The sequence below is a fragment of the Streptomyces sp. NPDC048523 genome, assembly GCF_043199815.1.
In the GTDB taxonomy this organism is placed as follows: Bacteria; Actinomycetota; Actinomycetes; order Streptomycetales; family Streptomycetaceae; genus Streptomyces.
In genome coordinates this window covers 402769-416063 of record NZ_JBICWQ010000003.1, presented here as the reverse complement: position 1 = coordinate 416063, position 13295 = coordinate 402769, and the positions used below count along the sequence as shown (strand labels likewise).

The following is a 13295-nucleotide window of genomic DNA, read 5'->3' as shown; positions in this document are numbered from 1 at the left end:
TGCGCTCAGCCTGCGAACCAGCGGACCGGCTTCGGCGCCAGGTTCTGGTAGACGTGCTTGCTCTCGCGGTACTCGGCGAGTCCGGCGGGGCCGAGCTCGCGGCCCACTCCGCTCTTTCCGAAGCCGCCCCACTCCGCCTGCGGGAGGTAGGGGTGGAAGTCGTTGATCCAGACGGTGCCGTGGCGCAGCCGGCCGGCGACCCGGCGGGCGCGTCCGGCGTCGGCGGTCCAGACGGCGCCTGCGAGACCGTACTCGGTGTCGTTGGCGAGGGCGATCGCCTCGTCCTCGGTGCGGAAGGTCTCGACGGTGAGGACCGGTCCGAAGACCTCCTCGCGCACGACCCGCATCTCGCGGTGGCAGCGGTCCAGGACGGTCGGCTCGTAGAAGTAGCCGTCGGCGGGACGCTCGGGCGACGGCTCGGGGCGCTGTCCGCCGGAGCGCAGCACCGCGCCCTCGGCGAGCGCGGACGCGACGTAGGACTCGACCTTGGCGCGCTGCTGCTCGGAGACCAGCGGCCCGCACTCGACGCCGTCCTCGGTTCCGCGGCCGAGGCGGATCTTCGAGGCGCGGCGGGCGAGTTCGGCGACGAAGCGGTCCCGGACGGACTCCTCGACGATGAGGCGGCCGCCCGCGGAACAGACCTGGCCGCTGTGGATGAAGGCGGCGTTGAGGGCCTGGTCGACGGCGGTGTCGAAGCCCTCGGGGGTGGCACAGGCGTCGGCGAAGACCACGTTGGGGTTCTTGCCGCCGAGTTCGAGGGCGACCTTCTTCACCGAGACGGCGGCCGCCTGTGCGACCTTGGTGCCGCTGACCAGGCCGCCGGTGAAGGAGACCAGGTCGACGTCGGGGTGCTCGGCGAGCCGGGCGCCGACGGTGTGGCCGGGGCCGGTCACGATGTTGGCCACGCCTTCGGGCAGACCGGCCTCGACGAGCAGCTCGATGAGCGCGATCGTCGTCATCGGGGTGATCTCGCTCGGCTTGACCACGAAGGTGTTGCCGGCCGCGAGCGCCGGGGCGATCTTCCAACTGGCCTGGAGGAGCGGGTAGTTCCAGGGAGTGATCAGCGCGCACACGCCGACGGGTTCGTGGACGACGACGCTGTGGATGTCGGTCGAGCCGGCATCGACGACCCGGCCGGACGCCTCACCGGCGGCCAGGTCGGCGAAGTAGCGGAAGGCGTCGGCGACACAGTCGATGTCGACCCGGCCCTCCTCCACCGTCTTGCCCGCGTCCCGGCTCTCCAGGAGGCCGAGCTCTTCGCGGTCGCGTACGAGAAGATCGGCGACGCGGCGCAGCAGTGCGGCACGTTCGGCGACGGGGGTGAGCGGCCAGGGGCCCTGTCCTGAGTCGAAGGCCCGGCGGGCGGCGGCGACCGCCAGATCGGTGTCCTTCTCGTCGCCCTCGGCGACCACGGCGAAGGGCCGCGCGTCGGCGGGATCGAGGATCTCGCGGGTGGCTCCGGAGACGGCTGCGCGCCACTCGCCGCCCGCGTGGATGGTCTGCGGCTCCTGCCGCACGTGCTGTCCGGCCATGATCGGTGTTGCCTTCCGTTCCTGTTCGGTTCCCCTGTGTCACATGGGTGTCACTCACGGGGACCGTCGTCGCATTCCCCCGCGCCTCGATTGCATGCGCAATCGCTGGCCGAAAGTGGGCTGGCTCACTGAAAATGCGGACGAAACAGGGCGAAAGGTATGGCGGCAGGTGTGGACGGCGCCGGTTCAGTCGATCGACGCCGCGTCGCAGGCGTAGGGCGCGCAGAATCCGGAGAGCGCGGTGGTCAGAAGTTCGAGTTCGTCCTGGCCGCCGTCGCTCTCCGGGCCGTACACGGCGATCGCGTAGATGAAGCCGTCCTGGGCGACGAACCGCTCGTCGTAGACGTGCCAGGGGCCGATGTCCGGCTCGCCGCTGAGGGTGTCGGCCCGGTACTCCAGACGTTCGCCGGTGAACCCGGCCTCCTCGACGGGCTGGAGGTCCAGCTTCTCGAAGCCGTCCGGCTTCGGGGTGTCGGCGGAGAGGTACAGCTTGAAGGAGGCCTCCGGGGACTCCTCCGCGACCTGGTACACCTGCAGCCGGCGTTTGCCGTCCGGGCTGCGGTAGTTGACCACGTCGATGCCGTACTGGGAGGCCACGGTGGTACGCGACCAGCCCGTGGGCCGTGCGATACGGAATTCCTCCTCGTCCTGGTACAGCTCGTACCCGGCGGGGAGTTCGGGCGCCGAGGCGAGCGGGGACGCCGTGTCCTCGGTCGGCGTGGGGGTCGGCGACTCGTAGGGATCGCTCTGCTGCGAGACGACCCCGGTGGGCGTGGGGCTCGCGTCAGCGGCCTTGTCGTCCTGGTCACCGCCGTCGACGACCTGCGTCAGCACCAGGGTGACGGCGACCCCGACCGCCGCGACACCGGCGAGCGCGGACCACAGGAGCCTGCGGTTCGTCCCGGCGGGCGGCTCGGGGACGGCCGGCTGACCGGTGGTCGACCAAGCGGACCCCGACCACTCGGGCGACGGGCCGGACCCACCGCCGATCTGCTCGACGGAGGACCAGCCGCCGCCGGGGGCGGTGGGAGCGCCCGGCCCGTGCCAGGTGCTGCCGTCACCGCCGGCGGGCCAACCCGGGGGCGGGGAGGGGACGGTGGACGCCGGAGATCCCGCGGAGCCGGACGCCGCGGCCGTGTCAGGGACCGTCTCCGCCCCGGCGGCCGGCGGCCACACGGGCGCGGCCGGTCCCGCGGACGGCGTGGCGGTGCCGCCGGCCGACGGCACCGCGTCCGGCCGGACCGGTGGCGGCGGAGTGACCGGACCGGTCGCGGCCCCGCTCCCGTCGCCGTCCTCCCACCGCTGCGTCTCCTCGTTCCAGTACCGCACGCCCCCGCTCATGGCGTCCCCTTCCCACTCACCGCGTCCCCCGTTCACGCCCGTGCCGTGCGGGCCGGCTCACCGTGTCCCGCACAGTGGGCACCGTACGCCTGCGCTCACAACCCCAGCAGCCCGGCCACCGCACCCGCCGACGCGACCAGGCCGACCAGCGCCTGCGAGTCGTCCAGCAGCGCCCGCAGGCGCTCCCGGCGGGTCGGTCCGGCCTGCCCGGTCGTGACGATCTCCTCCTCCGTCTCGGCCAGCGCGGTGTCCAGCGCGGCCGTCTGGTCGGTGGTCCTGAGGCGCGTGAGGTCCTCGCGCAGTTCCCGTACGGCGGTCAGGAGCGCCTCGGCGGTCTCGTCCCGCTGGGGCGCCGTACCGTGGTGGCTCTCGGCGTGCGCGTGGCTGCCGATCGCGAAGGTGCTGCCGTGGACGCCGCCGCTGATGCTGACGCCCGGCTCATCCGTTGCCATTGCCGCTGGTTCCCTTCTGTCCTGCCGTCCCCGCGCCGCCGGTGGTGGAGAACGCGGTGGCGTGCGTGCCCGCCGCGAAGGTGCTGCCGTGGACTCCGCCCTCGACGTGCACGCCGTTGTTGATGTTCACGATCTTCTGGACGAACTCGCCGGTCTGGTAACCGGATTCGGCCAGCGCGGTCAGCACGCCGTGCGCGACCCGGTCCTGCACGCTCCTGAGGTAGCGGTAGGCGTCCATCTCCTGGAAGCGGGACCCCGCGTCCATCGAGCCCAGTTCGCGCACCGACAGCGCCGGGCCGTCGGGCAGCGCGCCCGCGTAGCCGCCGGTCAGCAGCTTCCACGCGTAGGCCACCCCCCGGCCGAGGGTGACGAGGGAGCGGGCCGCGGAGCCCGGCACCCGGGCCACCGCCCAGGCCGCCTTGCCGAGCGCGTTGTTGTGCCGGTAGGTGTGGGCCGTGCGGTCGGCGTCCTTGAAGTCCTCGCGCACCGGCAGCAGCACATGCGGGGCGATCTCCAGCATGAGCATCCGGCCCTGGGTGTGGACGCGCACGAAGACCGTGACGACCAGCTCCTCCTCCCAGCCGCCGACCCGGATCCGCAGGAAGTGCCGCCGCTTCTCGGCGCCCTCCTCGACCGCGCGTGCCCGGTGGTCCTCGAAGGCCTGCGGATGGTACGGCGCCTCCTCGCGCCGGCGCAGCCCCTCGGCGGGCAGGAACACGCACTCGTCGATCTCCAGCCAGCGCAGCCGGTCGCGGACCGTGTGCCCGGCGAACTCGGAGGGCAGCCGCAGCTGTTCGATCAGCGGGCGGATCTTCTCCAGGATCGCGCGGTTGTTCAGCGGCAGCTGTTCCTTCTTCGTCTCGTCGGGCCTGAGCTCGACGGCGAGCACCCAGGTCTCGTAGGCGAACCCGGCGCCGCAGAAGGGACGCTTCTCGTGGTACATGACCAGCGGTGCGTGCTGTTCGATCCGGATGCGCTGCTTCAGCCGCTGGAACCGCTGGCCCTCGGCGCGCTCGGCGGGGTCGCCGGCCGCGTCGGGGAAGCGCTGCGGGGACAGTTCGGCGCCGAGCGCCCTGGCGAACTGGCCGCGCTGCGCGGCCACGCACACCGCGATCAGCGCGAAGACGACGATCAACAGCCAGGCCTGCAGCGGACCAATCAGCCCGCTGACCCCGTCGACATCGGGGAACAGCAGGTCGGACAGGTCGGACGAGTCGCCGTAGGAGCCGTAGGAGTCGCCGTAGCCGTACGAGTCGCCGAAGGATCCCGAGCCGCCGTAGGACGACGAGTCGTCCTCGCCTCCGCCGAACGCGACGACGAGGGCCACGATCAGGAAGGTCGCGAAGAACAGGCGCCCCCACCAGCGCATGACGAAGGCCGTCAGCCACCGGTACAGCGGCGGGTTCGCGCCCTTGCCCCGGACCCACGAGGCGGCCGCGAGCAGCAGGCTGGGGACGAGGAACCCGAACAGCAGTCCGCCGGTCAGCGGCACCCCGATCACCCACAGGCCCAGGATCAGACCGGCCCACAGAAGCTCCTGGCGCCGGGCCCGCAGGGCGTGTGCGAGCACCCGGGCCGCGTCGAGGCCGAGCGAGGGCGCGACGATCCGCTGTTCGTTGAGGTGGAGCTGCTCGATGACCCGGTCCCGGTATCCGGAATCCAGGTAGGTGCCCGCGCACAGCAGCCGGGTCGCCTCACTGGCGTGCGGCGGGGTGGCGGGGCCCGGCGGGGCCGACTGCGGTTGCCGAGGCACAGATGTAGTGGTCACGCGACTCCCCCGATGCGTGCAAAGCCGTTTCTCACGTCACTTGTTGACAAACCATCAGCATAGGGGTGCGGGTGGGGTCGGGAAACCGGAATGCCAGGACGATGGACGCCCTCTCGCTCCTTTGACTAAAGTCAAAGGTTATGGATCCGGTCTCGACACGGCACGTGGCGGAGTTCCGCCGGTTCAACCGCTACTTCACCCGCCGTATCGGCGCCCTGGACGACCACTACCTCGGCCAGGACCGCCCGCTCGGCGAGGCGCGGCTGCTGTTCGAGATCGGCGAGGGCGTCTCACTGCGCGAGCTCAGGACCCGGCTCGGCCTCGACGCCGGATATCTGAGCCGGATGGCGAAGACCCTCCAGGCGCAGGGCCTGGTCCGGATCAGCGTCCACCCGCACGACAGCCGGCTGCGCATGATCGAGCTGACCCGCGCCGGACGGACCGAGCTCAAGGAGCAGAACCGCCGGGCCGACGCCCTCGCCGCCGGACTGCTCGACGGGCTCACCCCGGCCCAGCGCGACCGGCTCACCGAGGCGATGAGCACCGCCCAGCGCCTGCTGCGGCTGGCCGCGATCACCGTGGCCCCGGTCGACGGCGCCGCTCCCGACGCCCGCGCCTGCCTGGACGCCTACGCCGCCGACATCGACGCCCGCTTCCCGGAGGGCTTCGACCCGTCCGACCTGGTCGGCCCCGAGGAGGTCTCCGGGGCCGCGGGCGCGTTCTTCGTGGCGTACGAGGAGGGCCGCCCCGTGGGCTGCGGTGCGCTGCGGCGGCTGAAACCGCGCATCGGCGAGCTCCGCCATGTGTGGGTGCACCCGGACGCCCGCCGCCTGGGCCTGGCCCGCCGGATCCTCACCGCCCTGGAGACGGAGGCCGCCGCCCGCGGCCTCACCGTCCTGCGGCTCGACACCCACGCGTCGCTCACCGAGGCGCAGGCGATGTACCGCTCGTGCGGCTACAAGGAGATCCCGCCCTACGCCGAGCACGTCTACGGCGACCACTGGTTCGAGAAGCGGCTGTCCGGCCCGGTGAGCTGACCGCCCGACCACTGCGCGAGCAGTTCCCGCACCGTCCGCCGCAGCCACGCGTGCGCCGGGTCGGCGTCGTGCCGCGGATGCCAGGCCAGCCCCAGTCTCAGCGGAGGCAGTCGCAGCGGCACCTCGAAGGTCACCAGGCCGAGGGCGGCCGCGAGCGGCAGCGCCCAGGAGTGCAGGACACCTGCGAGCCTACGGTGACAGGGCATCCCACACCAGCGCCACGCTCCCCGGAGGAGCCATGCCCCCGCACGCCCTGAAACGCTCCACCCTCCTCGCCCTGTGCGCCTGCGTCCTCGTCGCCCAGAGCATGGTCGCCGCCATCAACCTCCTGATCCCGGAGCTGAGTTCGTCCTCGCTGCACCCCTCGTCCACCGAGATCCTGTGGACCGTCGACGCGTACGTCATCGTCTTCGCCTCTCTCCTCATCCCGGCCGGCGCCCTCGGCGACCGCCACGGGCAGAAGGGCGCCCTGCTCACGGGTCTCGGCCTGTTCGCCGCGGGCGCCGCCACCAGTGCCCTCGCCCAGAGCCCGGCACTCCTCGTCGCCGGCCGGGGCGTTTCCGGGGCCGGGGCCGCGCTGATCACCCCCGCCACCATGTCGATCCTGCTGCGCCTCGCGGGCCCCGAGGGCCGGGCCCGGGCGATGGCCTCCTGGAAGCTGGCGATCGGCCTGGGCGGCATGCTGGGCAACCTGGGCGGCGGACTCGTGGGCCAGTTCCTCACCTGGCGTGCCCTGTTCGCGCTCATGGTCCCGCCGGCCGCCCTGCTGGCCGTCGCCGTCGCCCTCACCACCCCGCGCACCGAGCGCGCCCCGCAGCACCGGCTGGATCCGCTGGGCACGCTCCTGCTCACGGCGGGCCTGGTGGCCGTCCTCTTCGGCATCATCGAGGGCCGGTGCACGGCTGGACCTCACCGCGCATCCTGACCGCCTTCGCGGCCGGCGCGGCCCTGGTCACCGTCTTCACCGCGCACTCCCTGCGCTCCCGCACCCCGCTGTTCGACCCGCGTGTCTTCGCCGCACCCCGGCTGCGCGCGACCACCCTCGGCATGGCGACCGGCTTCTTCGGCCTGTTCGCCCTCTTCTACGTCAACTCCCAGTACCTGCAAGGCGTGAAGGGCTACGGACCCGCCCTCACCGGTGTGGCGATCCTGCCGGTCGTCGCCGGCATGGCCGTACTGCCGAGGCTGGCGACCCGCTGGGCCGGGCACCCGCTGCCCGTCATCACCAGCGGTCTCGCTCTGATCGGTCTCGGCCTGCTCGGTGTGTCCACCGTGGACGCCGGCACGCCCTACCCCGTGTACGCCTGCTGGCTGCTGGTCATTTCGGCCGGGACCGGCCTGTCCATGCCCGCGCTCACCCTGGGCGTCGCCACCGCGCTCCCGCCGCACCGGGCGGGCCTAGCCTCGGGTCTGGGCACCTCGGCCCGCGAGATCGGAGCGGCCCTCGGCGTCGCCGTCACCGGCACGGTGCTGGCCTCCCACTCCGACCTTGCGCACGGCATGGGCCCGGCCCTGCGCACGGTCGCCGTGCTGGTGCTGGCGGCCACGGCGGTCGTGGCCGTCGGACACCGCGGCCGACCCGGAGAATCACGCACTATCGCGTCCGGTCGGGAACGAGTACTATCGCGTTCGGCCCGCCACTGAACCGGCGGTCCAACCACCCCAGCCCGCGCACCAGTTGACCCGAGGAGCCGCCGTGCCCTCCCTTCTGAACCCGGTCGTCGGCCTGCTGATGCTCCGCGCTCGCGTCGAGGGCACCGGCCTCGTCGGCCCCGAGGTGCGCCCCGGAGAGCGGGTCCGCGTCCTGGCCGGGCCAGGTCCCGCGCCCCGTACGTACGCGCGGTGCCGGGCCACGAGCCGTGCGGTGCGGGCGAGTTGTGCGTCCGGGGTGATGCCGGGCCGGGGCCGGGGGCGGGACCGGCGCGCGGGGGCGCGGTGGGCCGGCAGGTGCGGCTCGGCGGATCCGAGGGTTCGGTCACGCCGCGCCCGGCACCGCCCGCCCTGTCTGCTGCGGTGAGCGGGACGGATCCTGCCAGGGCCGCTCAGCCGCACTCCGTGTCCGCCGGGCAGAAGGAGGCCAGCGCCCTGGTGAGCGGCTCGCGCACCAGGGTGGGCGTGAGGGTGGCGGGGCCGGTCGCGCGGATCGCGTACAGCGTGCCGTCGGCGGCCTGGAAGCGGTGGTCGACGACCTGGCGGGCGCCGAGGTCGGTGTCGTCGTAGCGGTAGACGAGTTCGGCCCAGGTGGTGCCGGAGGCGCGGTCCAGGACCTGGTAGCCGGGCCGGCGGACGAAGCCGTAGCCCGGGTCGTTCTCGGCCAGGTCGAGGGACTGGGCCGGGGTGTCCTCCGCGATCCGGAAGACCTGGAGGCGGCGGCCGTCGGCGGGGGCGTCGTAGACGACGACCGGAGCGGAGCGGCCCTGCTTCTCGGTGCGGGTCCAGCCCCGGGGTACGTCGACGCTGTAGCCGACGGGGTCCTGGACGCGGCGGTATCCCGGGGCTGTGGAGCCGGACGCCGACGGCGACGCGGACGAGGAGGGGGACGGGGAAGAGGGGGCCCCGACGCTCGGCGCGGGGCCGGCGCCCGGGCGGGTGCCGGAGCCGAGGGAGGTGTCCCGCAGGAACAGCCAGACGCCGGCACCGACCGCGACCCCGACCAGGACGGCCACCGCGAGGGCGGCGAGCACCCGCCGGACCCGATGGGGCGCGTGCGCGGGGTCCGCGGGAGCCGGTCCCACCGGGGTCCAGGGCGGCACCGGCGATGCCTGTGTCCCGGCCGCCGCCCAGGGCGGCGCGAGCGAGGTCTGCGTCTCGGCGGAGGCCCACGGCGGAGCGGTCGGCCCGGTCTCCGCCGAGTGCCAGGCCGACCGGCCGCTCTCCTCGCTCGGCTCGTGTCCCGCTCCGGAACCGGAGCTGTAGCCGTTCCAGCCGCTCATCGTGAACCCCCGAATCACCCCACCGGGTAAGGGTTCGACCGTAGGGCGAGAAACGGCCACGGGCCCCGTTCCGGAAGGAACCGGAACAGGGCCCGTGCAGGCTCGTGACAGAGTCGTCGAGAAGACCCGGCCGCCGAGGGACGCCGAGAGAACTCAGATGAGGCCGAGCGCGCGGACCGCCTCGCGCTCCTCCTCCAGCTCCTTCACCGACGCGTCGATGCGGGCGCGGGAGAACTCGTTGATGTCCAGGCCCTGGACGATCTCGTACTGCCCGTCCTTGGTGGTGACCGGGAACGAGGAGATCAGGCCCTGCGGGACGCCGTAGGAGCCGTCCGACGGGATGCCCATGGAGGTCCAGTCGCCGTCCGCGGTGCCGTTGACCCAGGTGTACACGTGGTCGATGGCGGCGTTGGCGGCCGACGCGGCGGAGGACGCGCCACGGGCCTCGATGATCGCGGCGCCGCGCTTGGCGACGGTCGGGATGAAGTCCTCGGCCAGCCACTTCTCGTCGTTGACGGTCTCGGCGGCGTTCTTGCCGGCGACCGTGGCGTGGAAGATGTCCGGGTACTGGGTGGCGGAGTGGTTGCCCCAGATGGTCAGACGCTTGATGTCGGCGACCGTGGTGCCCGTCTTCTTCGCGAGCTGGGTCAGCGCGCGGTTGTGGTCCAGGCGGGTCATCGCGGTGAAGCGCTCGGCCGGTACGTCCGGGGCGGCGGCCTGGGCGATCAGCGCGTTGGTGTTGGCCGGGTTGCCGACGACCAGGATCTTCACGTCGTCCGCGGCGTGGTCGTTGATGGCCTTGCCCTGCGGCTTGAAGATGCCGCCGTTGGCCTCCAGGAGGTCACCGCGCTCCATGCCCTTGGTGCGGGGGCGGGCGCCGACGAGCAGACCGACGTTGGTGCCGTCGAAGGCGACGTTCGGGTCGTCCGTGATGTCGATGCCCTGGAGCAGCGGGAAGGCGCAGTCGTCGAGCTCCATCGCGGTGCCCTCGGCGGCCTTGAGCGCCGGGGTGATCTCCAGGAGGCGGAGCTTGACCGGCACGTCCGCGCCGAGCAGCTGGCCGGAGGCGATGCGGAAGAGCAGGGCGTAACCGATCTGGCCGGCCGCGCCGGTGACGGTGACGTTCACGGGAGTGCGGGTCATGGCGTTCTCCGTATGACAGCTGGCGGTGGGGCGTCCCTGCCCCGGACGTTTGATCGATCTCTCGGCGTCAAGAGATCTCCAGCGGTCAGGCTATCGCGCATCCGGGATGCCGGACGTCCGGCCCCGTGTGGCCCACCCCACAAACCGCTGCCCCGAACGAAGAGGCGGCCGCCCGTCCGGGAGAGGGGGACGGAGGCGGCCGCCTTATGGGGGGTACCGTTTCCGGACTCCCGTGGGGGTAGTTCTCACGTGCCCCCGATTCCGGAGCCCATGCGCACTCGGCGAGGTTTTACCGACTCCGTGGGCGCGGGGTGGGTTCCCGGGGGCGCGGGGTGGGTCCCCGGGCGCTCTCAGCCGGTGCACCCCTGCTGTCCGGAGGCCAGCGTCACGCACGCCTTCGCCTCGCCCGCGTCCTTCACGGCGACCATCGGCGTGTAGGCGATCGTGTCCCCGGCCTCCGTGATGCTGCCGCTCCGCTCGGTCGCCTTGCCCGCGCTCACCTCGACCTTGTCGCCCTGCCCGGCCTGGGTGACCCGCCCCCAGGCGGCCCCGCAGATCTTGCTGTAGCGCACCTCGACCACGGTCGCCCCCACCGTCGCGGTCTGGGCGGTGGTCACCAGGTCCCCGCTGCACCCCATGGCCTCGGCGTCCTTCCCGGTGCACCCCTGACCGCTGCACTTCACCCCGGCGGGCAGCGAGACGCTCGCGCTGGCGGACGGCGACGGCGACTTCCCGCCCTGGTTCTTCTTGTCCCCGCCCGGGTCGGTCAGGAAGAACACGGCGGCGACCACGACCAGCACCCCGACGACCCCCGCGAGGAACATCGTCAGCCGCCGCTTGCCTCCGCCGGAACCACCGGAACCACTGGAGGCACCGGAGCCACCGGGGACTCCGGAGGCGCCGGCGGGCCGGTCCCCGGGACGCGCGTCCTGCGGCTCGTCGTACGGCCCAGGTGTCCCCGGTGTCCCCGAAGTCCCCGCAGTCCCCGGTGTCCGTCCCGGACCCTCCGAGGAGGCCGGTGCGGCCGGGGCCGTCCGCCCCGTCGCCTGCGAGGGCCCCTGGTAGCCGGCCATGCCCCAGGAGTTGCTCCCCGAGGACCCGGCGCGCCGCGCCTCGGCGCTGTCGTTCTGCGAGGACATCGGCTGGGGCGGCACCGTGGGAGCGACCCCGGCCGGTCCCGCGACCCCCGGCGTCGCCGTCGCGCTGCCGCTTCTGCGGGCCGTCTTGGCGCCTTTGGTGCCCTTGGCGTTCGCGGGCGGTGCCCCGAACTCGCCGAGCGCGGCCCGCGCCTGGGAGATCCGGATGGCCTCCATGGTCATGTCGTGGCGCATCTCCGAACGGCTCCAGGCGCGTTCGGCGAGCTCCCACATCGTGGTCAGGTGAACGGGATTGGTGCCGGTGACCTCGGCCAGGGCGACGATCGCACCCTTCGGCGCGAGCAGCCGGCCGTTGAGATACCGGTCCCAGGACGTCTTGCTGTAACCCGTGCGGTCGGCGACGGCCGCGATGCTCAGGCCGCTGCGGTCCACGAGCCGCCGCAGCTGGCTCGCGAACTCCCTGACCTGCGGATCCAGTTCATCCGGCAAGGCCCTCCAACGAGGCATTGCTCCCCCTCTTCCCCCCGGTCGGTGCTGGTTGTTCCCCGCTCTTCCCCCGCCCCAAGGATCTCAGCTCCTCGGGTGGGGGCGCACGGGAGCATCCGCAAGTTCGACACGTTAGCCGTGCTGTCGAACAGCTCCATATCAAATGCGCAAACTTGTTGATACATCGTCACAGGTGGAACACACCGGAAATAACGGCCGCCACGGAAGTCTCCCGATCACCCAGAGGCAACGGCACCGGCCACCCCGAGCAGCAGGACGAGGACGAGCAGCAGCGCGGCGGCCAGCAGCAGGCGGTTCATGCCGCTCGCGCGCTCGCCCGGGGGCTCGTCCCACCACGGCAGCGTGGGATCGTCCTCGTACCCCTCCCCCGTCGCGCCCCGCTCCCCCTCGGCGGTCCGCGCGGGCGTCGCCGCCGGGCGGGGCCAGGCCTGGACCGCGAGTTCCCAGCGCACACCGAAGCGCTCGGCGTCGGTGGTGTCGAGGCCCGCGATCCGGCACAGGGCGGCGACGGCCTGACGGGGCGGGGGCTGGGTGGCGTTGAGATAGCGGTGCCAGGAGGACTTGCTGTACGCGGTACGGGCGCCGAGCGCGACGAGGCTGAGCCCCGTGCCGTCCTTGAGCCGCCTGAGCTGCTCCACGAAGTGCCGCACCTCCGGCGGCAGATCGTCGGGCAGCGCCTGCCAGCCACTCATCGCCCACCTCCGCGGCGTTCTCACCTGCTTCCAGGCAATTGACGACGTCAGGGGGCTGATCGGTTCCTTGCCGGGGGGCGGCTGTGGCATGCCACGCACACCGTGCCGGAACCGTCACCGCTGTGCCACAGCGAACCGACAGCGCTTGAACAGGGTGTTCGGGGCGCGGGAGTCTTGACCGTGACGACGGCCCGTCCCTCATCGGGGGTGGGGGCGGACCGCCGTCCCGTGTCCGCGCCGGATCAGCTGCTGCTGACCGTGAAGTGCAGGGTGTCCTTGAGGAACGGGATCTCCAGCCACGGGTTCGGCTGCACCATCATCGCCAGCAGGACGATCGCCGCGCCGAGCACGCCGTAGGTGGCGATGTCGGTGAACCGGGAGCGGACGGCGAGCATGCCGACGTCCGGCAGCAGCCAGCGCAGCACGGCGCCGGCCAGCAGGGCGACACCGACGAGCAGGGTGCCCAAGCGGAACTGGTCGAGGGCGGTCAGCAGCAGCCCGAGCCCCACCACGGCCAGCACGGCGAGCACCGGCCACTGCCGGGCGGGCGCCGGAGCGTCCCGCGGCGCGGCGCGGCCACCGCCCTCGGGCGGCGCGGTGTCCCTGGTGAACAGCGGAAACCGCCGGGTCACCCGCCGCGGCCGCCCGTCGGCGTCGGGCGCACTGATCGGATCCCGCACGACGAGCTCGTCCTGCTCTCCGGAATCCGGCACCGCGTCCGACGCGACGTCGACACCGTCGGACTTTCGAGCAGCGCCGGCCTGGCCCGAGGAAGCGACCGACCTACGGGTCT

Annotated in this window: 11 protein-coding genes and 2 pseudogenes; 3 read left to right on the top strand and 10 right to left on the bottom strand. The window is 72.9% G+C overall.

The window, feature by feature from the left end; translation table 11 throughout:
* Positions 1-5 precede the first annotated feature (5 nt).
* The 4 genes from ACGFWE_RS17705 to ACGFWE_RS17690 form a co-directional block, all read right to left on the bottom strand.
* Positions 6-1532: an aldehyde dehydrogenase family protein gene (locus ACGFWE_RS17705; RefSeq protein WP_352389125.1), complete on the bottom strand. Its 1527-nt coding sequence runs from the start codon at positions 1530-1532 to the stop codon at positions 6-8.
* Between the two features lie 186 nt (positions 1533-1718).
* On the bottom strand, positions 1719-2873 hold the full coding sequence (locus ACGFWE_RS17700) for a hypothetical protein (RefSeq protein ID WP_393600404.1): 1155 nt from the start codon (positions 2871-2873) through the stop codon (positions 1719-1721).
* A 95-nt stretch (positions 2874-2968) separates the two neighbouring features.
* Positions 2969-3325 (bottom strand): hypothetical protein, encoded by a 357-nt coding sequence (locus tag ACGFWE_RS17695; RefSeq protein ID WP_393600403.1) that lies wholly within the window; start codon positions 3323-3325, stop codon positions 2969-2971.
* A complete protein-coding gene (locus tag ACGFWE_RS17690) occupies positions 3312-5093 on the bottom strand; it encodes a hypothetical protein (RefSeq protein WP_393600402.1) in 1782 nt (593 codons plus the stop codon). Before ACGFWE_RS17690 ends, ACGFWE_RS17695 begins: the two co-directional genes overlap by 14 nt.
* Before the next feature lie 140 nt (positions 5094-5233).
* On the opposite strand from ACGFWE_RS17690, the gene ACGFWE_RS17685 reads away from it, so the two are divergent.
* Positions 5234-6130 carry a GNAT family N-acetyltransferase gene (locus ACGFWE_RS17685; RefSeq protein WP_393600401.1) on the top strand — a complete coding sequence of 299 codons (897 nt, stop codon included), beginning with the start codon at positions 5234-5236 and terminating at the stop codon, positions 6128-6130.
* Here ACGFWE_RS17685 and ACGFWE_RS17680 read toward each other — a convergent pair.
* A pseudogene (locus tag ACGFWE_RS17680) lies at positions 6082-6318 on the bottom strand (LysR family transcriptional regulator); the annotation flags it as partial. The gene ACGFWE_RS17685 and the pseudogene ACGFWE_RS17680 sit on opposite strands and share 49 nt — an antisense overlap.
* A 50-nt stretch (positions 6319-6368) precedes the next feature.
* On the opposite strand from ACGFWE_RS17680, the pseudogene ACGFWE_RS17675 reads away from it, so the two are divergent.
* Positions 6369-7774: pseudogene (locus tag ACGFWE_RS17675) on the top strand (MFS transporter).
* A gap of 52 nt (positions 7775-7826) precedes the next feature.
* Positions 7827-8147 carry a hypothetical protein gene (locus tag ACGFWE_RS17670; protein ID WP_352389130.1) on the top strand — a complete coding sequence of 107 codons (321 nt, stop codon included), beginning with the start codon at positions 7827-7829 and terminating at the stop codon, positions 8145-8147.
* Between the two features lie 25 nt (positions 8148-8172).
* Here ACGFWE_RS17670 and ACGFWE_RS17665 read toward each other — a convergent pair whose 3' ends face one another.
* The 5 genes from ACGFWE_RS17665 to ACGFWE_RS17645 form a co-directional block, all read right to left on the bottom strand.
* Positions 8173-9063: a hypothetical protein gene (locus tag ACGFWE_RS17665; protein ID WP_352389131.1), complete on the bottom strand. Its 891-nt coding sequence runs from the start codon at positions 9061-9063 to the stop codon at positions 8173-8175.
* Positions 9064-9216: 153 nt separating this feature from the next.
* The gene (locus ACGFWE_RS17660) at positions 9217-10206 is read right to left on the bottom strand and encodes a malate dehydrogenase (protein ID WP_352389132.1); all 990 of its coding nucleotides are present in this window, start codon (positions 10204-10206) and stop codon (positions 9217-9219) included.
* Positions 10207-10556: 350 nt separating this feature from the next.
* Positions 10557-11792 carry a DUF2690 domain-containing protein gene (locus tag ACGFWE_RS17655; RefSeq protein ID WP_393600400.1) on the bottom strand — a complete coding sequence of 412 codons (1236 nt, stop codon included), beginning with the start codon at positions 11790-11792 and terminating at the stop codon, positions 10557-10559.
* A gap of 233 nt (positions 11793-12025) precedes the next feature.
* On the bottom strand, positions 12026-12502 hold the full coding sequence (locus ACGFWE_RS17650) for a helix-turn-helix transcriptional regulator (protein WP_352389134.1): 477 nt from the start codon (positions 12500-12502) through the stop codon (positions 12026-12028).
* A gap of 242 nt (positions 12503-12744) precedes the next feature.
* A complete protein-coding gene (locus tag ACGFWE_RS17645; protein ID WP_393600784.1) occupies positions 12745-13215 on the bottom strand; it encodes a DUF3017 domain-containing protein in 471 nt (156 codons plus the stop codon).
* Between the last annotated feature and the right edge of the window lie 80 nt (positions 13216-13295).